Source organism: Sphingomonas sp. HT-1 (assembly GCF_048568905.1).
GTDB lineage: Bacteria > Pseudomonadota > Alphaproteobacteria > Sphingomonadales > Sphingomonadaceae > Sphingomonas.
In genome coordinates this window covers 3338868-3358626 of the sequence record NZ_CP183770.1, presented here as the reverse complement: position 1 = coordinate 3358626, position 19759 = coordinate 3338868, and the positions used below count along the sequence as shown (strand labels likewise).

20 protein-coding genes are annotated in these 19759 nt (G+C 66.5%); 7 read left to right on the top strand and 13 right to left on the bottom strand.

Annotated elements, in window-relative coordinates:
• Positions 1-139: 139 nt before the first annotated feature.
• Together ACNFJ7_RS15715 and ACNFJ7_RS15710 are read left to right on the top strand one after the other, a co-directional pair.
• Positions 140-2227, top strand: a complete 2088-nt coding sequence (locus tag ACNFJ7_RS15715; RefSeq protein WP_019370775.1) for a RelA/SpoT family protein — start codon at positions 140-142, stop codon at positions 2225-2227.
• Positions 2228-2310: 83 nt separating this feature from the next.
• On the top strand, positions 2311-4116 hold the full coding sequence (locus ACNFJ7_RS15710) for a DUF885 domain-containing protein (RefSeq protein WP_019370774.1): 1806 nt from the start codon (positions 2311-2313) through the stop codon (positions 4114-4116).
• Between the two features lie 89 nt (positions 4117-4205).
• On the opposite strand, the gene ACNFJ7_RS15705 is transcribed toward ACNFJ7_RS15710, so the two are convergent.
• On the bottom strand, positions 4206-5189 hold the full coding sequence (locus tag ACNFJ7_RS15705; protein WP_019370773.1) for a DUF6607 family protein: 984 nt from the start codon (positions 5187-5189) through the stop codon (positions 4206-4208).
• Between the two features lie 17 nt (positions 5190-5206).
• Entirely contained in the window at positions 5207-7414 is a 2208-nt protein-coding gene (locus ACNFJ7_RS15700) for a TonB-dependent hemoglobin/transferrin/lactoferrin family receptor (RefSeq protein ID WP_019370772.1), read from the bottom strand.
• A gap of 159 nt (positions 7415-7573) precedes the next feature.
• Here ACNFJ7_RS15700 and ACNFJ7_RS15695 point away from each other — a divergent pair, with 159 nt between their 5' ends.
• Positions 7574-8599, top strand: a complete 1026-nt coding sequence (locus ACNFJ7_RS15695; RefSeq protein ID WP_019370771.1) for a glycosyltransferase family 2 protein — start codon at positions 7574-7576, stop codon at positions 8597-8599.
• A 50-nt stretch (positions 8600-8649) separates the two neighbouring features.
• On the opposite strand, the gene ACNFJ7_RS15690 is transcribed toward ACNFJ7_RS15695, so the two are convergent.
• Positions 8650-9381 carry a class I SAM-dependent methyltransferase gene (locus tag ACNFJ7_RS15690; protein ID WP_019370770.1) on the bottom strand — a complete coding sequence of 244 codons (732 nt, stop codon included), beginning with the start codon at positions 9379-9381 and terminating at the stop codon, positions 8650-8652.
• A gap of 1 nt (position 9382) precedes the next feature.
• Positions 9383-9802: a GtrA family protein gene (locus ACNFJ7_RS15685; RefSeq protein WP_236704372.1), complete on the bottom strand. Its 420-nt coding sequence runs from the start codon at positions 9800-9802 to the stop codon at positions 9383-9385.
• Between the two features lie 61 nt (positions 9803-9863).
• On the opposite strand from ACNFJ7_RS15685, the gene ACNFJ7_RS15680 reads away from it, so the two are divergent.
• Complete coding sequence (locus tag ACNFJ7_RS15680) at positions 9864-11666, top strand: hypothetical protein (protein WP_019370768.1); 1803 nt, start codon at positions 9864-9866, stop codon at positions 11664-11666.
• Between the two features lie 37 nt (positions 11667-11703).
• On the opposite strand, the gene ACNFJ7_RS15675 is transcribed toward ACNFJ7_RS15680, so the two are convergent.
• The 7 genes from ACNFJ7_RS15675 to ACNFJ7_RS15645 form a co-directional block, all read right to left on the bottom strand.
• Positions 11704-12327: a MarC family protein gene (locus ACNFJ7_RS15675; RefSeq protein WP_019370767.1), complete on the bottom strand. Its 624-nt coding sequence runs from the start codon at positions 12325-12327 to the stop codon at positions 11704-11706.
• Complete coding sequence (locus ACNFJ7_RS15670) at positions 12324-12929, bottom strand: hypothetical protein (protein ID WP_019370766.1); 606 nt, start codon at positions 12927-12929, stop codon at positions 12324-12326. Before ACNFJ7_RS15670 ends, ACNFJ7_RS15675 begins: the two co-directional genes overlap by 4 nt.
• The gene (gene folD, locus ACNFJ7_RS15665; RefSeq protein WP_019370765.1) at positions 12929-13804 is read right to left on the bottom strand and encodes a bifunctional methylenetetrahydrofolate dehydrogenase/methenyltetrahydrofolate cyclohydrolase FolD; all 876 of its coding nucleotides are present in this window, start codon (positions 13802-13804) and stop codon (positions 12929-12931) included. The genes ACNFJ7_RS15670 and folD overlap by 1 nt, the downstream gene beginning before the upstream one ends.
• Complete coding sequence (locus tag ACNFJ7_RS15660) at positions 13794-14060, bottom strand: DUF167 domain-containing protein (RefSeq protein WP_019370764.1); 267 nt, start codon at positions 14058-14060, stop codon at positions 13794-13796. Before ACNFJ7_RS15660 ends, folD begins: the two co-directional genes overlap by 11 nt.
• 52 nt (positions 14061-14112) lie before the next feature.
• Positions 14113-14409 carry a YggT family protein gene (locus tag ACNFJ7_RS15655; protein ID WP_019370763.1) on the bottom strand — a complete coding sequence of 99 codons (297 nt, stop codon included), beginning with the start codon at positions 14407-14409 and terminating at the stop codon, positions 14113-14115.
• A gap of 75 nt (positions 14410-14484) precedes the next feature.
• Complete coding sequence (gene argB, locus ACNFJ7_RS15650) at positions 14485-15384, bottom strand: acetylglutamate kinase (protein ID WP_019370762.1); 900 nt, start codon at positions 15382-15384, stop codon at positions 14485-14487.
• 20 nt (positions 15385-15404) lie between these two features.
• On the bottom strand, positions 15405-16052 hold the full coding sequence (locus ACNFJ7_RS15645; RefSeq protein ID WP_019370761.1) for a queuosine precursor transporter: 648 nt from the start codon (positions 16050-16052) through the stop codon (positions 15405-15407).
• A gap of 174 nt (positions 16053-16226) precedes the next feature.
• On the opposite strand from ACNFJ7_RS15645, the gene ACNFJ7_RS15640 reads away from it, so the two are divergent.
• Positions 16227-17480 carry a NupC/NupG family nucleoside CNT transporter gene (locus ACNFJ7_RS15640; protein ID WP_019370760.1) on the top strand — a complete coding sequence of 418 codons (1254 nt, stop codon included), beginning with the start codon at positions 16227-16229 and terminating at the stop codon, positions 17478-17480.
• A gap of 41 nt (positions 17481-17521) precedes the next feature.
• Here the strand turns inward: ACNFJ7_RS15640 and ACNFJ7_RS15635 are convergent, their stop codons facing one another.
• Entirely contained in the window at positions 17522-17683 is a 162-nt protein-coding gene (locus ACNFJ7_RS15635) for a hypothetical protein (protein WP_162839588.1), read from the bottom strand.
• Between the two features lie 10 nt (positions 17684-17693).
• Positions 17694-18335, bottom strand: coding sequence for a cupin domain-containing protein (locus ACNFJ7_RS15630; RefSeq protein ID WP_019370759.1), 642 nt, complete (start codon positions 18333-18335; stop codon positions 17694-17696).
• A gap of 44 nt (positions 18336-18379) precedes the next feature.
• Here ACNFJ7_RS15630 and tgt point away from each other — a divergent pair, with 44 nt between their 5' ends.
• Together tgt and ACNFJ7_RS15620 are read left to right on the top strand one after the other, a co-directional pair.
• On the top strand, positions 18380-19510 hold the full coding sequence (tgt, locus tag ACNFJ7_RS15625) for a tRNA guanosine(34) transglycosylase Tgt (RefSeq protein ID WP_019370758.1): 1131 nt from the start codon (positions 18380-18382) through the stop codon (positions 19508-19510).
• 30 nt (positions 19511-19540) lie between these two features.
• The gene (locus tag ACNFJ7_RS15620) at positions 19541-19726 is read left to right on the top strand and encodes a hypothetical protein (protein WP_019370757.1); all 186 of its coding nucleotides are present in this window, start codon (positions 19541-19543) and stop codon (positions 19724-19726) included.
• Positions 19727-19759 lie beyond the last annotated feature (33 nt).

The following is a 19759-nucleotide window of genomic DNA, read 5'->3' as shown; positions in this document are numbered from 1 at the left end:
GGGGTGACGCGGCAAAGCACGGCATTGCTTGTGCTTTCCGGGCCGATCGCGTTGGCAAAGTGCAACACCCGAGCGCAATGGTAGGATTTTGGCGCTCAAACGGGTTGCAAATCTGCCACGCGCGCCTTCATCTAGAGATGTGCTGCGTCAGTATGAACTTGTAGACCGGGTCCTATCCTATGACCCCCAGGCCGATGAGGCGTTGCTCAACCGCGCCTATGTCTTCTCGGTGAACGCCCATGGCACGCAGAAGCGCGCCTCCGGCGACCCCTATTTCAGCCATCCGATCGAAGTAGCCGGCATCCTGACCGACCTGCATCTCGATGCGGAGACGATCGCGACGGCGATTCTGCACGACACGATCGAGGATACGGTGGCCACGCCGGAGGAGATCCGGCGCCTGTTCGGCCCCAACGTCGCGCGGATGGTGGACGGCGTCACCAAGCTCTCCAAGATCGAAGCGCAGACCGAAAGCGAGCGCGCGGCCGAAAATCTGCGCAAGTTCCTGCTCGCGATGTCCGACGACATCCGCGTGCTCTTGGTGAAGCTGGCCGATCGGCTGCACAACATGCGCACGCTCCACTTCATCAAGAAGGAGGAAAAGCGCCGCCGCATCGCGCGCGAGACGATGGACATCTATGCCCCGCTCGCCGAGCGGATCGGCATGTACGAGTTCATGAAGGAGATGCAGACGCTCGCCTTTCGCGAGCTGGAGCCGGAAGCCTTCGAATCGATCACCCGCCGGCTCGAGCGTTTCCGCGTCGAAGGCGTGAACCGCATCGAGAGCATTTCGGGCGGGTTGCGGCAGCTGCTGGCGCGCGGCGGCATCGAAGCGGAGGTTTCGGGCCGTGAGAAGCACCCCTTCTCCATCTGGAAGAAGATGTCCGAACGCCATGTCAGCCTGGAGCAGCTGTCGGATATCATGGCCTTTCGCGCGATCGTCGATACCGAGGAGGAATGCTATCGCGCGCTGGGCGTGATCCACCGGCGCTGGCCGATGGTGCCGGGGCGGTTCAAGGATTACATCTCCACGCCGAAACGCAACGGCTATCGCTCGCTGCACACCACGATCATCCATGCCGCCGATACCCGCGTGGAAATCCAGATCCGCACGCGCGACATGCACGCCCAGGCCGAATTCGGCCTGGCGGCGCACTGGGCCTATAAGCAGAGCGCGGTGCGGCCTGACACGCAGGTGAGCTGGATCCGCGACCTGATCGAGATCCTGGAGCATGCCGAAAGCCCCGAGGAGCTGCTCGAGCACACCCGAATGGCGATGTACCAGGATCGCATCTTCGCCTTCACGCCGAAGGGCGAGCTGATCCAGCTGCCCAAAGGGGCGACGCCGGTTGATTTCGCCTATGCCGTCCACACCGATCTCGGAGACCAGTCGGTCGGCGCCAAGATCAACGGCCGGGTGGTGCCGCTGCGGACCGAGATCGAGCAGGGCGATCAGGTGCAGATCCTGCGTTCCAAGGCGCAGGAGCCGCAGCCCAACTGGCTGAACTTCGCCATCACCGGCAAGGCGCGCGCGGCGATCCGCCGGCATCTGCGCCAGAAGGAGCGGGACGAGACGATCCGGCTCGGCCGCAAGCTCTATGAGGACATTCTCGCCCGCCTGCCCGTCCCGCCGGGCGATGGAGCGCTGGGCGATGCGCTGAAGCGGCTCAAGCTGCCGGACGATGCCTCGCTGATGGAGGCGATCGCCCGGCGCTCGTTGACCGACGGGCAGGTGATGGAAGCGCTGATGCCCGGCTCTTCCTCGGGCGACGACCATGATCTGCCGCCGCAGCAGCACGCCATCGATATCAAGGGCCTTACCCCCGGCGTCGCCTTCACCTTCGCGGAGGATTGCCGGCCGGTGCCGGGCGATCGCATCGTCGGCGTGCGCCATCCCGATCAGCCGATCGTGGTACACCGCATCGATTGCCCCAGCCTGGCCGAAGTGGAAGAGGCCGACTGGGTGGATCTCACCTGGGGCGACAAAGCCGACGGCGGGGTGGCGGAAATCGCGGTGACGCTGAAGAACGAACCTGGTGCGCTGGGCACCGTCGCGACGCTGATCGGCCAGCACAAGGCGAACATCCTCGGCCTGCGCCTCGACAACCGCGACACCACCTTCCACACCAACACGATCGACTTGGAAGTGCGGAACGCCGCGCATCTGATGAAGCTGCTGGCGGCGCTGCGCGCGGCGGATGCGGTGAGCTGGGCGGAGCGCGCCTGATCCGCCTCGAAGCCCGGGCCTTGTCCCCGCAATTATAGGCGCTTAGGCTCCCTCTCAATCTGCAAAGGGGGGAAAGCATCAGCATGGATCGTCGCCAGTTTCTCGGATCGTCGAGCGTCGCCACCTTGGCGGCGCTGTTGCCCGCCGCCGCGCGCGCGGCGGTGGCCGGCACCCGCGATGCCGAAATCAACGCCGTCTACAACCAGATCGTGATGGCGCGTATTCAGCGCTCGCCGGAATTCGCCACCTCGCTAGGGTTCGACAAGGGGCCCAATGCCGCGCTGAAGCATCAACTGAGCGACACCAGCCCGGCGGCCAAGGCGCGCAATCTGGCCGATACCAAGGCCGCCATCACCAAGATCGAGAGCTTTGCCCCGGACAGCCTGTCCGAGGGCGCCCGGCTGGACCGCGAGGTCGTGCTCTATTCGCTGCACAACGCCACCCTGCCGCAGGACCAGTTCCAGGTTGATTCGGTGATCCGCCCCTTCCCGATCTTCCAGCAGGGCGGCGCCTATTTCTCGACGCCCGATTTCCTGAACACCAGCCACACCATCGTCACCCAGGACGACGCCGAAGCCTATCTGGATCGGCTGAACGCCTTTGCGGGCTCGCTGGACCAGGATACGGCCGATCAGAAGGAGGCCGCAGGCCGCGGCTTGGTCGCCCCGCGCTTCTGCCTGGAACTGACGCTTGCGCAGATGGCCAAGCTGCGCAGCCCCGCACCGGCGGCGAACACGCTGACCGAATCGATCGTCCGCCGCACGCGCGACAAGGGCCTTGCCGGCGACTGGCAGGCGCGCGCCGCGTCCATCGTCGAGCAGAAAATCTATCCCGCGCTCGATCGCCAGATGGCGCTCATGCGCGATCTCAACGCCAAGGGTCGCCCCTCGGCCGGCTTGTGGGATGTGCCGCGCGGCCAGGAAATCTATGCCGCGGCGCTGGCGCAGGCGACGACCACCGATTTCACCCCCGATCAGGTCCATAAGATGGGCCTGGAGCAGGTGGCCGAAATCACCGCGACGCTCGATGCGCTGCTCAAGCAGCAGGGGCTGCGCAGCGGCAGTGTCGGCGAGCGACTGACGGCGCTGAACGCCCGCGCCGATCAGCTCTATGCCGATACGCCGGAAGGCCGCGCCGCGCTGCTCGCCAGCCTGAACAAGGGCGTGGAGGACGTTGCTACGCTGCTGCCCAAGGCGTTCCTCAATCCCAACAAGGCGCCGCTCGAAATCCGCGCCGTGCCTGTCGAGATCCAGGACGGCGCGTCCAACGGCTATTACAGCCGCGCCGCGCTCGATGGGTCGCGCCCTGCAATCTACTGGATCAACCTGAAGAGCGTGGCCGACTGGCCGAAATACTCGCTGCCGGCGCTGACCTTCCACGAAGGGCTGCCGGGTCACCATCTGCAGATCAGCACCGCCCAGTCCGCCGAAGGGCCGCTGATCCGCAAGATGGGCTTTTTCGGCGCCTATACCGAAGGCTGGGCGCTCTATGCCGAACAGCTGGCAGACGAGCTGGGTGCCTATCACGGGCCGCTGGAGCGCGCCGGCTATCTCCAGTCCTTCCTGTTCCGGGCGGCGCGCCTGGTGGTTGATACCGGCATCCACACCAAGAAGTGGAGCCGCGATCAGGCAACCGACTATCTGGTGGCAACTACCGGCTTCCCCCGCGCCCGCTCGCAGCGCGAAGTGGAGCGCTACTGCACCCAGCCGGGCCAGGCATGCAGCTACAAGCTCGGCCACATTTCCTGGACCCGCGCCCGCGCCAAGGCGCAGGCGATTGCCGGCGACAAGTTCAACCTGCAGCAGTTTCACGAGGTGATCCGCCTCGGCGCGATGCCGCTCACCATGTTCGAACGCCTGGTGGAGGAACGCGCCAAGGCGATGGTGTAACCGCCGGGCCACCTTACGCCATCGGGGAGCGGATCGAGAAGTTCGCGCGCGGGACGGTGGCCTTCGACTTCCCCGTCCCGCGCGCCGGATCAGGCGGCTTTCGTCGCCTGATCCATGAGCTTCTTGGCCAACGCGATGCCCGCAGCCTCGCTGGTCTTGCCGGCCTGGATCTCATCGGCGATCGTCAGCAGCCGGCTGGCGATCACCGTGCCCGCCTCGGCCGCTTCGGTGATGCGAATGCCGTTCTTGGCGTTGGCGATCCGATCCCACTCTGCGCGGATCGCCGCCCAATAGCCCTTGGTCGCCGCCCAATAGGCGTCGGCTGCCTTCACGTCATAGCCGTCGAAGCGGGTATAGCTGTTCAGCACATATTCCTGGACGACTGGCTGCAGCTTGCCGTCGAACAGGCCCATCTTGGTATTGTCCTGCCAATGGACCCAGCCGCTCGGCGTCGGCTGATGACGATTGATGCCCAGATAGCGGTCATAGACCGGCCCGCGCACCGCATCACGACGGGCAAGGGGCCGCCACGTCCAGTTGGAGCGCCAGCGGCGCACGCCGCCCTCGGTCGTCCACTGCCCCCAGCCGCCATAGCGCGGGCTGTCGTCCACCTGGTATACGGTCTGCGACCAGCGACCGCGGCGCATCGCCTCGGCTACGGCCTCCCATTTCCATTCGTTGGGCCCGGCATAGACGAGCACGCGGGCCGGTTCATATTCCCAGTCCTGCCGCCAGTGCTTGATGACATGGCTCTTGCCGTCATGCTCCACCACCAACAGGTGCTGCAGCACGATCTTGCGACCGCTGTCCTCGATCACCCGCACCACTTCGTGGCCGCCCGAAACCTTGGCTTCGATCGGCGTGTAGTCGGCACGCCAGGCGGTCGCCTCCTGCATGTCGAAGCGGACCTTGTAAGCGCCCGCCATGCCCAGAATGTCGCGCCGATCGGCTTCGAACGACGCCTGCTCCTCGGCCGCGCTGCGTGGCCGGACCGGCCCGTCCGCGGCTGCCGGCAGCGCCGGCAGCATCGCCAGCAGCCCCAAAGCCAAAAGGCCAATGCGCTGAATCTTCATGCTCTTTCCCCGATCTGTCAGAAGCGATAGCTGATCGAGACGCTGCCGTTGCGTCCCGGCTGAGTGAAGGCGTCGGTGATCGTCGAGGTGGCGGCCAGCCCGCGCACATCGTTCCACCAAGCATACTTCAGGTCGAACAGGTTGAAGACGCCGGCGCGCAGCGTCAGCCCGTCGGTCACGCGGAAAAAGGCGGTGGCATCGACGATGGTGAACGCAGGGGGACGATAGCAGGCGCCGGTGCATACGCCGTTGGTGCTGCTGTCCTTCTTGCGCGCGCTATGCGTGACGATCAGTTGGCCGCCGAACTGCCCGTCCGGAGCGCGATAGCCGATTCCGCCGACCACCTTGGTGGGATCGACCGTGGAAAGCGAGCGCCACACGCCATCGCGGATCACCTGGCCGTCGCCATAGGCGAATGCGAGATTGGCGGTGAAGCCCCGGCCCAGTGTCGCATCCAGCTTGCCCTCGATGCCCTTCACCCGCGCCTCGTCCAGGTTGATGAACTGGTAGACGGCGGGATTGGCCGGAGTGAAGGCGCCGCCCACCACTTCCTGCGAGATGAAATTGTCGTAATCGGCGTGAAACGCGGTCAGCTGCGCGCGCACGCCGCCCCCGCCGAAGCGGATGCCGCCTTCCACGCTTCTGCTGGTTTCCGGACGCAGCCCCGGATTGGGCTCCGAACGATAGCCGAAGGCGAGGTTCTGGAAGAACTGGTTCACCTGGCTCGGTTCGGGCGCCTTGAAGCCCTGGGCGTAGTTGCCGAAAAGGCTGAATCCCCGGCCCAGCGCCAGCGTTGCACCGACCTTGGGCGACACCCGCGATCCGCTCTGCCGCGCTTCCTGGAAGGCAGGCAATAGCGGGTCATTCTGCGGATCCAGCGCATAGTGATCGAACCGCAGCGCCGGGAACAGCGTCACCGGCCCAACCGCGATCTCATCCGATACGAACATGCCGGCCAGCGTGAAGTCGGTGCTGGGAAAAGCGCGGGTGGGATAGGTTTCCCCGGCCGGCGGCACGGTGCCGTCGCGAATTCCTTCCTGGCGGGTCCTGCTGGCATCGGCGCCGAAGATCAGCCGGTGACGGAGCGCGCCCGTTTCATAAGCCAGCACGATTTCGCCCGATGCACCGAACACGCGATTGTCGAACGTGTTCAGCCGCGTGCGATCCGCCAGCACGGTTCGGTCCTCGGCGGAAAACTGGCTGTCTTCCGATTTCTGCCAATACAGGCTCAATCGCGTGCTCTGGATCGCGCCTTGCCCGCTCCACGTCCAGTCGAACGCCGCGCGCTTGCGCTTCGTCTTGTCGTTCGCCGTGGTCCCGGTGACGGTGCTGCTCACACTGGTCAGCACATTGGTGTCGAGATTGTTGTCCAGATATTCGCCGGTCAGGCGCAGCTTGTGACCATTGCCGGGCTCGAAGACGATGCGGCCGAGTAGCGCGTTCGATTCGCCGTCCTGCGGATTGGGTTGGGTGCGCGCGGCCCCGCTGCCGCCGATCACTCCCTTGTTGTCCAGCTCGGCAAAATCACGCCGCGTATAGGCAACCATTGCCGACCAGTCGCCGGTGCGACCTGCCAGAATGCCCGTTTCGCTCCATTCCTGATCGGCGGATTGATAGCCTGCGCGCACCAGCCCGCCGATCGTCTTGCCCCCCTCAAGGAAGTCGGCAGGGTCGGCGGTGACGAAGCTGATCGCACCAGCCAGACCATCGCTGCCATACAGCGCCGAGGCGGGCCCGCGCAGGATCTCCACCGATTTGACGAGGCCCAGGTCCACATAATCGCCGCGCCCCACGCTCTGCGCGCCGAAGGTGAAGCCGTCCGGCACGCGGACGCCGTCCACCTGGATCAACACGCGATTGCCGCCAATGCCGCGCACGATGAAGCCTTCATTGCCCGCGCGCCCCGTAGTTCCCGATGCCGCGCCGAACCGCGCCGGCTGTCGGGGTACGCTGACTCCCGGTTCGAACCGCACCAGATCCTTGATGTCGTTGACCAGCTGATCCGCCATTTTCTCGTCGGTTATGACGGTGACGGTCGCCGGCACCTTCTGGGTATCTGTGGCGAGCCTGGTGGCGGTGACGGTGATCGTCTCGGCGTTCGGCTTCGCTGTCTCACCGGTGGCGGCAGGGGGCTGCTGCGACACGTTGGTTTGCGCAACGGCGGGCGTGGACAGATAGGCGAACAAGCTCGCCGCCCCGGCGAGGCGGACGATGGAGTGGATCACGGCGCTTCCCTCTTTTGATACTGCAACTGATTCGCAGTTGCTATAGCTGCAAAGAGATGGCCGTCAAACCCCCAGCGTAACGATCTCCGTATTGGCGAGCCGTATCGCCGAACCGGCCCGCTCGACGTCATCCTTCGGCAGCGCTACAGAGCCTCGATCATGAACCGCCCTCAGCTTTCCGTCGTCGTCCCCTGCTATAACGAGGAAGCATGCCTCGACATGCTCCACGCCCGCGTCAGCGCGGCCGCGCGTACTGCGGTGGGCGAATCCTATGAGATCGTCTTCGTCAACGACGGCTCGCGCGACCGCAGCTGGGAGGTGATGCAGCGCCTGTCCGCCGCCGATCCGCATCTCGTCGCCATCAACCTCTCGCGCAACCACGGCCACCAGCTCGCGCTCACCGCGGGTCTGGACCTGTGCGCCGGCGAGCAGATTCTGATCATCGACGCGGACCTTCAGGATCCGCCCGAGCTGCTGACCGACATGCGCGCCACGATGGCCGCGCAGGGTGCCGACGTCGTCTATGCGGTGCGCCGCAAGCGCGAGGGCGAAAGCTTGTTCAAGAAAGCGACCGCGGCGGTGTTCTACCGGATGCTCGATCGCATCACCGACACGCCGATCCCGCTCGACACCGGCGACTTCCGCCTGATGAGCCGGCGCGCGCTCGATGCGCTGCTGTCGCTGCCCGAACAGGCGCGCTTCATCCGCGGCATGGTCGCCTGGATCGGCTTCCGCCAGGTGCCGTTCGTCTATGACCGGCACGAGCGGCATGCCGGAGAGACCAAGTACCCGCTCGGCAAGATGATCCGTTTCGCGCTCGACGCGATCACCGGTTTTTCCACGGCGCCCTTGCGCTTCGCGAGCCATGTCGGCCTGCTGCTGACCGCGGCCTCGGTGCTGCTGGTGCTCTACATCCTCGTCGCCTGGCTGCTCGGCCGCGCGGTTCAGGGCTGGACCTCCACGATGCTGGTCGTGGTAGTGCTCGGCGCGGTGCAGATGTTCGTGCTGGGGATGATCGGCGAATATCTGGGCCGGCTATATGTGGAATCGAAGCGGCGGCCGCTCTACCTGATCGCCGACGTGGCAGGGCCGGTGCAGGCGCATGCGTCGCTCGGCTATCGACAGCAGGATTCGGGGACGATCAGCGTATCCCCGCAAGCAAGGCACAACGACGCGGCGGAGTGAAACGCATCCCTCCTCTCGCTAGCGGGAGGGGGGAAGAGCGCGGCGCTTCCTCAGCCCTTCGGCTCGGCCAGCACGATGATCGAAAGCCCCGGCGGCATCGGCAGCCGGCCGAGCAGATGCCGCTCCAGCCCGAACACCAGCTCGAACGCCTTGTTGAGCGGCGCGGGCGGCGGCGAGTCGTCGCTGTCGTCCTTGCCCATCAGCTTGCCGGCGAAGCGCGCCGCCACCGCTACCGGGAACAGCAGCGAGTTGAACCAGCGCAGCTTGCGCCACGTCAGCCCCGCCTTTTCGAGTGCGGCGAGCAGCGTCGCCTTCGAATAGCGTCGCTTGTGGTGGTTCACCACGTCATGCGCGCTCCACATCCACTGATGCGCGGGGACGGTGATCAGGATCTTGCCACCGGGCTTGAGCACTCGCGCCATCGCCTGGAGCGCCGCAACGTCGTCTTCGATATGCTCGACGACGTCGAGCACCGCGACGAGATCATAGCTGGCGGGTTGCACCCCGGTGAGTTCCGGTAGCGGCGATGCGCCGACGGGCTTGCCCAGGCGCTCGCTCGCGATCGCTCGCGCGGCGGGATCGATCTCGATCGCATCCACTTCCCCGAACGCGCCGAGCATCGGCAGGTTGTGCCCGGTGCCGCACCCGATCTCGAGGATCTTCGCGCCCTTGGGCACCGCGCCGTAGCGGGCCAGATAGTCCGCCAGAATGTCGCGACGGGCGCGGTACCACCAATGGGTGGAATCATGCGCCGCCATGCGGTCGTAAACGATGCGGTCCATGTCAGCCGAAAACCCACCAGCGATTGAGTGCGAACGTTGCGAACGGCGTCACCAGCACCGCCGGCACCAGCGGCCACCAGGTCGGCCCGTGCACGAGCGGACCGGTCAGCAACCAGGTGAAACCGGCATTCATCACCATGCCCGCCGATTGCACCGCGAAAAACTTGAACTTCAGCGCCGCATTTTCTTCGGCGCCATGCCCCTGAAAGCTCCAGCGGCTGTGAAAGACATAGCCGAACACCACAGCGACCAGAAATCCCGCCACCGAGGCAAGCACCGGCCAAATCACATAAGTGGCAAGCGGCCAATAAACCGCGGCATACACCACGGTGGAAAGCCCGCCGACGATGACGAAGCGTATCAGTTGCCCCAGCACCCCGCTGGCGCGCAACGCCTCCACTCTCTGCAAAACCGCCGTCACACTCGCTTGCCCTTGGACCCTGCCCCGCCCTAATGCGCACCAGCATTCGAGGAAAGCGATTTTGACGGCCACCCCCTTTCGCGGTTTCCGCGTTCGACACGAACTGGATCGCCACTGGCTCGGCTGGACGCTGCTCGTCTGGGCCTGCACGGTCACCTGGTTCCTCGTCCAGCGCCAAGGCAACATCTATTGGCTCACCCTGAGCGATACCGACGACAATATGCGGCTGATGCAGGTGCGTGCGCTGCTCGCCGGCCAGGGCTGGTATGATCTGCGCCAGTATCGGATGGATCCGGCGCTGGGCGGGTTCGACATCCACTGGTCGCGCGTCGTCGATCTGCCGATCGCGGGCCTGATCCTGCTGCTCAAGCCGTTCGTCGGCATGGCGACGGCAGAAAAATGGGCGTGCGGCATTGCCCCGCTGCTGCCGCTGTCGATCACGATGGCGGGCATCTCGCTCACCGTCCGCCGTCTCGTCGCGCCGCTCGCCTGGCCGATCGCGCTGGCGCTGCTGCTGTTCGCCTGCGGCGCGACGCTGCCGATGTACGCACCGATGCGGATCGATCATCATGGCTGGCAACTCGCCGCGCTGGCAATGACGGTCGCGGGTCTTGCCGATCCCAAGCCCGCGCGCGGCGGCGCGGTGGTTGGGCTGGCGAGCGCCTTCTCGCTGTCGATCGGGCTCGAACTCCTGCCCTTCTGCGCGATGGCCGGTGCGATCCTCGGACTGCGCTGGGTGTGGGATGCAGGCGATCGCCGGCGACTGATGGTCTATGGCCTCACTCTTGGCGGCGGCTCGGCGATCGGCTTCGTGCTGTTCGCTTCCAACGCGAATCAGGCGATGCGCTGCGATGCGCTGACGCCGGTGTGGCTGAGCGTGCTGGTGGCGGCCGGAGCGCTGCTGGTCGCCCTCACCTTGGCCAACCCGGGATCGCGCTGGCTGCGGCTGGCGCTGGCAGCCCTGGCCGGCGGCATCATCGTTGCGGGGTTCGTGCACTTCTTCCCGCAATGCCTCGGCCGCCCCGAGCAAGTGTCTGACGAACTCTATACGACCTGGCTGTCGAATGTGCGTGAGGCGCGGCCGATCTACCGCCACCCGCGCGATACCGCGATCCCCATCGCCGTCGTTGCCGGCCTCGGGCTGATCGGCGCGATGCTGGCGGTGTGGAACGCACGGCGGAGCCCGCGCCTCACCGGCTGGGCCGCAATCATGCTGTTCACCGCCTTCGCTGCCGCCATGCTGCTGTGGCAGCTGCGCGCGGCGCCGGGCGCGCAGCTGCTGGCGGTGCCGGGTATCACCGCGATGATCTGGCTTGCCGTCCCATGGCTCGCCCGTCGCGGCCCATTGTGGCTGCGCATCGGCGTTGCCGTCCTGGCCTTCGCCATCGTCGGCGCGCTGGCGAGCGGCGTGAAGATGCCTTGGGCGAACAAGAGCGCGGGCAAGCCGGGCAGCGACCGGGTGCGTCAGGCCAATATCGCCTGCACCCGCACTTCGCAGCTGCGGACGCTGAACGCCATTCCGGCTGCGACGATGTTCACCCAGGTCGATCTCGGGCCGCGGCTGATCGTCGTCACGCATCACAACGCCGTCGCGGGGCCTTATCATCGCAATGGCACCGCGATCCTCGATGTGCATCATGCCTTCACGGGCCGCGCCGACGCCTTCCGCGCCATCGCTGCTCGGCACAAGGCCGGCTATCTGCTGCTCTGCCCCAACATGTCGGAAACCACGGTGTACCGCGCCCGCAACCCGGTGGGCTTCTACGCCCAGCTCGCCAAGGGTCAGGTGCCCGACTGGCTCGAACCGGTGCCGCTGGCTGACGGCTCGCCGTACCGGCTGTGGAAGATCCGGTACGACAGATAAGCGCTGCGCCCCTCCCCTTGCGGGCGGGGCATGCCGCTCACCCCGCTGCGAGCGACGATCGGATACCGTCGATCACGAACTGCACCGCCAGCGCGGCCAGCAGCACGCCCAGCAGCCGCGATACGACCGCTTCGATCTTGGCGCCCACCACGCGCATGATCGGCCCCGCCGCCAGCAGCGCCACCAGCGTCAGCAGCAGAATCGACAGCATCGCGGCCAGCACCACCAGCGATTGCTGGATGCCCCTGCTCTGCGACATCAGCAGCATCACCGACGCGATCGATCCCGGACCCGCGATCATCGGCATCGCCATCGGGAAGATCGAAATGTCGACCGGGTCCTCGGCCTTCACCTTCTCCGCCCGATCTTCACGGCGTTCGGTGCGCTTCTCGAACACCATCTCGAGCGCGATCAGGAACAGCATGATGCCGCCGGCAATGCGGAAGGCGTTGAGGCTGATCCCCAGCGCGTGCAGCAGCGCCTCGCCGAACAAGGCGAAGCCGAACAGGATGATCGCCGCGACCATCACCGCGCGTACCGCCATTGCGCGGCGATGCACCGCGTTGGTCCCGGCCGTCAGCCCGGCAAAGATCGGCGCGCAGCCGGGCGGGTCGATGATGACGAAGAAGGTGACCAGCGAGGAGACGAACAGCTCGATCATCGGCCGCTACGCACCTCGTCCTGGAGAACCGTTTCGAACGCCTTGCCGGTCCACAGCATCACGGTCAGCTGGCGCCCATCGGCGTCGAAGCTCCAATCCCATATCAGCGTGCCATCGGCCGATCGCCCCTGACGGCACCTCCGGGTGGAGGGACAGGGCGCAAACGCGATCTCTGTCGGCTTGGCGCCGCAGGCCGCCCGCTGCACCGCGGGCTTTGCGACAGCGGGACGCGCAGCTTGCAACACGTCGCCATGATCGAGCGTCCACTTCCAGGCGCCGTCGGTCTGCCGCTGCCAGAGCGTGGAGAAATACCCCACCGATCCGTCCGGTCGGGTCCAGCCGCCGGTGTTCGCCGCCAGGCTGCCATCGCAGGCGACATAGCTGTGGGTCGGCGACCAGCGCACCGACTGTGCCGGATCCTTGCGGTCCTTCAGCCAGGCTTGGGCGTTCACCGGCTCCGGCACGAACATCCACGCATCGGCCGCGGCATAGCGCCGGAACGCGGTCCACTGCCCCTCTGCCTGTGCCGCCGCATCGAAGGCGCGTTCGACATCGATCGCGGTTTGCGGCGCGGTGGCCTGAAGCAGCAGCGCAAGCAGCATCAGATCGCGTCCGCCTCCAGCGGCACCCCGGCATTGCGGTGCGCGGCGACGAGGGTGTTGCGCAGCAGGCAGGCGATTGTCATCGGCCCCACTCCACCCGGCACGGGGGTAATCGCACCCGCAACGCTCGCCGCGCTATCAAATTCGACATCGCCGACAAGCCCGTCTTCGGTGCGGTTGATGCCCACGTCGATCACGGTTGCGCCCGGCTTCAACCATTCGCCCTTCACGAAATGGGCGATTCCCACCGCCGCCACCACGATGTCGGCATGCAGCAGATGGTGTGGCAGGTTGCGGGTGCGTGAATGCGCCACCGTCACCGTCGCGCTCGCCTGGGTGAGCAGCGCCGCCATCGGTTTGCCGACGATGTTCGAACGGCCGATCACCACGGCGTTCAGGCCGGAAAGATCGCCCAGCCGATCCTGGAGCAGCATCAGGCAGCCCAGCGGCGTGCAAGGCACAAAGCCCTCCAGGCCCGTTGCCAGTCGCCCGGCATTCACGGGATGGAACCCGTCGACATCCTTGTCGGGATCGATTCGCTGCAGCACCGCCTGCGCGTCGATATGCCTGGGCAGCGGCAGCTGCACGAGGATGCCGTCCACCGCACCATCGGCGTTGAGCTGATCGACCAGCGCGAGCAGCGCCTCCTGCGTCGTATCGGCAGGCAGGCGATGCTCGAAGCTCGCCATACCGGCCTCGCGCGTCTGCTTGCCCTTGGAACGCACATAAACGGCGGACGCGGGATCCTCGCCAACCAGCACCACGGCGAGGCCGGGCACGCGCCCCGCCGCCGCTTCGAATGCAGGAACCAGGTCCGCGATGCGGGCGCGCAGGCCCGCGGCAAACGCCTTGCCGTCGATGATCTCAGCCGTCATGTGCCTCGCCATAGAGGCTGCGAGCGATCTGTTCCAGAGCCGGCATGTCTCCCCGGATGGAAAGCCGCTTCAACCGCGACGTCTCGCCGGCGATCAGCACCACGTCGCGTTTTGCCACCCCGAATGCCTTGGCAACAAGCGGCACCAGCGCTGCGTTGGCGGCGCCCTCCACCGGCGGGGCGGCGAGCCGGGCGGTGAAATGGTCGTCGGTCCCTGCCGCCAGCACGTCGCGCGACGCCCGGGGCGTCACGCGCACGGCGATCTCGATTCCTGTGGCGCTAGGCCGCCAGGCAGGCACCGCACACCCTTTAGAGCGCGGCGCCGGCGACCATCAGCGCGATCCGCGGGATCACGATCGTCTGGAGGATGTACAGGATCAGCAGCACGATCAACGGCGAGATATCGAGCGCGCCGAAATCGGGCAGAATGCGACGGATCGGGCGGTAGAGCGGCTCCGTCATCCGCTGCAGCGCCGTCCACACCGAACGAACGAAATCGCTGTGCGTGTTGATGACGTTGAACGCGATCAGCCACGAAAGGATCGCCTGGATCACGATGATCCACCAGACGATGTTCAGCACTACCTGCACGATCTGCAGCAGCATCAGGCCAATCTGAGTCAATTCTCTCTCCAGGGCACCGTTACAGGAGCGATATAGGATCGATCGTCCGCAGGACAATCAGCTATGGACGAGCGTGCCTACGCCCTGGCGGGTAAAGATTTCGAGCAACATACCGTGCGGGATGCGTCCGTCGAGGATCACCGCCGCGTCGACGCCGGCGGCGACTGCGTTCACGCACGTTTCCACCTTGGGGATCATGCCCCCGGAAATCGTGCCGTCATCCTTCAGCGCCTGTACCCGCGCGGCATCCAGGTCGGTCAGGAGGTCGCCCGTCTTGCTGAGGACCCCCGGCACATCCGTCAGCAGGAAGAAGCGCTTGGCGCCGCATGCGCCTGCGATCGCGCCGGCCATCGTGTCGGCGTTGATGTTGTAGGTGTGGCCATCCGCACCCAGCGCGATCGGCGCCACCACCGGGATGAAGCCCGATGCGGCAAGCGATTTGAGAATCGCGATGTCCACCGCCACCGGCTCGCCGACAAAGCCCAGATCGACATGCCGCTCGATGCCCTGCAGCGGATCAGCCTCGCTGCGCTTCACCTTCTCGGCGCGCACCAGGCCGGCATCCTTGCCCGAAATGCCCACGGCCTTGCCGCCGGCTGCGGTGATCCAGGCGACGATTTCCTTGTTGATCGATCCCGCGAGCACCATTTCGGCGATCTCGGCGGTCGCCTTGTCGGTAACGCGCAGGCCGCCGACGAAGGTCGATTCGACGCCCAGCCGCTTGAGCATCCGGCCGATCTGCGGCCCGCCGCCATGCACGACGATCGGATTGATCCCCACCGCCTTGAGCAACACCACGTCCTCGGCGAAGTCGCGCGCCAGCTCAGGGTCGCCCATGGCGTGGCCGCCATATTTCACGACGAAGGTGGCGCCGGCATAGCGCTGCAGATAGGGCAGCGCTTCGGTGAGGGTCTCGGCCTTGGCGAGCAGCGCCGGATGGGGTGCGTGGTCGGTCATGCGCGGCCCTTTAAAGCCGCTCAGGCCGTACGTCCATCGAGTGCGCGCCCCAATACCACCGCGCCGGTGATCAGGAACGGCACCAGCACGATCGACAGCACCACCTTGGTCAGCATCTGCCCGGCCATCAGCTCCAGGATCGGCCGTTCGCCGAGGAAGGAGATGCTGATGAACAGCACCGTATCCACGATCTGCGACACCACGCTCGCCAGCATCCCGCGGAACCACACCAGGCCGCTCGGCCCTTCCTTGCCGCGCAGCTTGTTGAAGATGAACACGTTCAGCGTCTGCGACGTGCCATAGGAGATGAAGCCCGCCAGCATCATCCGCATGCCCTGCCCCACCACGATCGGGAAGGCGTCCACGGCCGGCGGGTACATGCCGGGATCGGTCGGCAATACCAGCACCAGCTGGATCAGCGCCGCGGAGACGAGCAGCGGGATGAAGCCCAGCCGCACCAGCCCGGTGGCCACGGCCTGTCCGTGCAGCTCGGCGACCGCGCTCGACAGCACAACCAGCAGCAGGAAGGCGAAGATGCCCGCTTCCACCGCCAGCGGCCCCAGTGCCACCTGCTTCACGCCCAGCACGCCCGCCATGCAGACCATGCCGCCATACAGGATGGCAAAGACGAAGAGCGAACGCGGCATCGCGAGCTTGGGGGTGTCCATCGCCGGGTGCTAGCGCCAAAGGCGGCGCGGTGGAAGATGGCGCGGTGCGCTCCCTGTCGCGCGCCGCTGTCCCGCGCGGCGGCGCGTAACCCTCTGGCAAGATGCGCCACCACGTGTATGGTCGGCGGGTTTGCTGGCAGGAATTCCGCCGGCGTGGGGACATACGACTTCAGAATGACTCAATTCCCGAGCGGCATTTTCGGGGTGCTGGCGATTTTGGGCATCGCCTTCCTGCTTTCCAGCAATCGCCGGGCGATCCGCCTGCGCGTCGTCGGCGCCGCCTTCGCGCTGCAGGCGGGCACCGCCATCCTCGTGCTGCGCACCAGCTGGGGCCAGAGCGGGCTGCACGCGATGGCCAGCGGTGTCTCCGCGCTGCTCGGCTATGCCAGCGCCGGCACGAGCTTCCTGTTCGGCAATCTCGCCAAGCCGGAGATTGGCGGCCAGAGCTTCGCCATCGCCGCGCTGCCGGTGATCGTGTTCTTCGCCGCGCTGGTGTCGATTCTCTACCATCTCGGCATCATGCAGTTCGTCGTCCGCTGGATCGGCGGCGCGATTGAGAAGGTCACCGGGGTCAGCAAGGTCGAATCACTCTGTGCGGCCGCCAATATCTTCGTCGGCCAGAGCGAGTCGCCGCTGGTGATTCGCCCTTATCTCGCGCAGCTCGCGCCGTCGCAGCTGTTTGCGGTGATGAGCGTCGGCATGGCCGGTATCGCGGGCACGATCCTCGCCGCCTATGCCAGCCTGCTGGGGCCGACGTCGCTGCCCTATTTGCTCGCTGCGTCGTTCATGGCGGCGCCGGGCGGGCTGCTGATGGCCAAGATCATCATGCCCGACGAACCCAGCCGCGCCGATGCGCCGCTGACGGGCGAAGACGACGTGATTCGCGTTGCCGAGGAAGATTTTCAGGAGGAACGCGCCGCCAACATCATCATGGCGGCAGCCACCGGCGCTTCGACGGGCGTGAAGATCGCGGTCGCGGTGGGCGCGATGGTGCTCGCTTTCGTCGCGCTGGTCGCGCTGGCCAATGGCCTGCTCGCCGCGGCGGGCGGTTGGTTCGGCTATTCCGGGCTCAGCTTCCAGTCGATCATCGGGGCGATCTTCGCGCCGGTGATGGCGCTGCTCGGCATTCCGTGGCACGAGGCGACGACGGCTGGCGGCCTGTTCGGCACCAAGGTGGTGCTCAACGAGTTCGTCGCCTTCATCGATCTCGGCAACGCCACCAATCTCGCGCCGCGCAGCAAGGCGATCATCACCTTCGCGCTGTGCGGCTTCGCCAATTTCAGCTCGATCGCGATCCAGATGGCCGCTACCGGCAGCCTCGCGCCGAACCAGCGTCCGGTGATCGCGCGGCTGGGGCTCAAGGCGCTGGTCGCCGGCAGCCTTGCCAACCTGATGTCGGCGGCACTGGCAGGGCTGCTGCTACCGTGAGTTTCTATTCCCCTCCCGCTGGCGGGAGGGGATAACAAGCGTCACCCCCCGCCAATCCCCTCGATCACTGTTCCCGTCCCCCCGCAGATCGGGCATTCGCCGCCATCGATCTGCCCGGATCCGTTGCAACGGCGGCAGACGTCTTCGCCGGTGCCGGGGGTACCCGGTGCCGCGTCATCCCCGGGATTGATCGGGTCGGCCATCGTCCTGCTCCTATTCGTTCAGATGCACGGCCAGCCAAACGCTCGGACGGTCGCGCGCGGTCCATGTCACCCAATGTTTCTGGCCGGCGGCGATCAGCAGATGGTCGCCGGGCGCCAGCCGAACCTCGGCGGAGTCCTCGATACGAATGCCCGCCGCCCCTTCCAGCAGGATGACCCACTCGTCCCAGGCCTGCACCATCGGGGTGTCCTCGGCCGTCGCCTGCCCGCGCGAGACGATCCGCTCGATGCGAGTGCCGGGCCGCTTGAGCAGATCGTCGAACGCCTCTTCCTCTTTCGCCTCGGGCAGGTCGCGCAGCAGATTCGCTACGTCGGGCTTGAAGCGCGGCTTGGGCGGCGGCGTCGGCTTCGGCTTCGGTACCGGCTTGGCCGTCGGCTTGGGCGCCCGCTTCGGCCCCGGCGTCGTCTGGACCGAGGTGCTCCAGTCGCTGCGCATCCCGCCGCGCAGATACGCCCGGATCCCCTCCGCATCGGCGACAAGACCGCCGTCACCGAAGCCGAACACCTCCGCGCCGCTCGCATCCTTCAGCCCGTACAGACCAAAGTCCCCGCCCGGCTTCCGCCGCCGCGACTTCACCAGCTTCAGCCCGCGATGGGTGGCCATCGCCCGCAATTCCTCGTCCTGCTCGGTCACGCGCGCTCCTTCCCTTCGGGCCTCAAACGCGCCAATAGCGGCGCATGCCTCGTTTCCAGTTCACCATCCACGCCACCGACGGCAAGGCGCGTCGCGGCACCATCGCGATGCAGCGCGGCGAGATCCGCACCCCCGCCTTCATGCCGGTCGGCACCGCCGCCACCGTCAAGGCGGTCAAGCCGCAGGACGTGCGCGCGTCCGGCGCTGACATCCTGCTCGGCAACACCTATCACCTGATGCTGCGCCCCACTGCCGAGCGCGTCGCGCGGCTGGGGGGCCTGCACAAGTTCATGGGCTGGGATCGGCCGATCCTCACCGATTCGGGCGGCTATCAGGTGATGAGCCTGTCCGAACTCACCAAGCGCAGCGAGGAAGGCGTCGCCTTCGCCTCGCACCTCGATGGCTCGCGCCACATGATGAGCCCTGAGCGCTCGATGGAAATCCAGCGGCTGCTAGGATCGGACATCGTCATGGCGTTCGACGAGCTGGTGCCGACCACCTCCACCCGCGACGTGCAGGCCAAGGCGATGGAGCGCTCGATGCGCTGGGCCAGGCGCAGCCGCGCAGGCTTCGATTCGGGCGAGGAGCATGCCGCCCGCGCCGCGCTGTTCGGCATCCAGCAGGGCGCGCTCGACGAGGGCCTGCGCAAGGCCAGCGCCGATGCGCTGAAGGATATCGGCTTTGACGGTTATGCGGTGGGCGGCCTCGCAGTGGGCGAAGGCCAGGAGGCGATGTTCGGCGTGCTCGACTATGCCCCCGGCCAGCTCGACGAAGCCAAGCCCCGTTACCTGATGGGCGTCGGCAAGCCGGACGACATCGTCGGCGCGGTCGAGCGCGGCATCGACATGTTCGATTGCGTGCTGCCCACCCGCTCGGGCCGTACCGGCCAGGCGTTCACGCGAACCGGCCCGATCAACATCCGCAACGCGAAGTTCGCCGAGGACCAGGGCCCGCTCGATCCCGCCTGCGCCTGCCCGGTGTGCTCCACCTGGAGCCGCGCCTATATCCACCACCTCGTCCGCGCCGGCGAGATCCTGGGGGCGATGCTGATGACCGAGCACAACCTGTGGTTCTACCAGACGCTGATGGCAGACCTGCGCACGGCGATCGAGGAACAGCGGCTCACCGCCTTCGCCAATGATTTCCGGGCGAAGTACCAGGCGAAGCGGGACTGAGTTCGGCACCCGATAGATAAGGAAACATGGATGATCTGGGTTCCGATCCTGCTGGGCACGTTCAAAATCGCCGTGTTCGGCACCGGCATGTTCTTCGCCATCAAGTGGCACCACGATCAGGGCAAGAAGAAGAAAGCCGAAGCCCGCCGCGCGCAGGCTGCCGCCGAACGCGCCGCGGACGCCGCGGACGCCGCGGACGCCGCGGACAAGCGGTAGCAGCCCGGCCGATCGCGGCGAGGTGGAATTTGC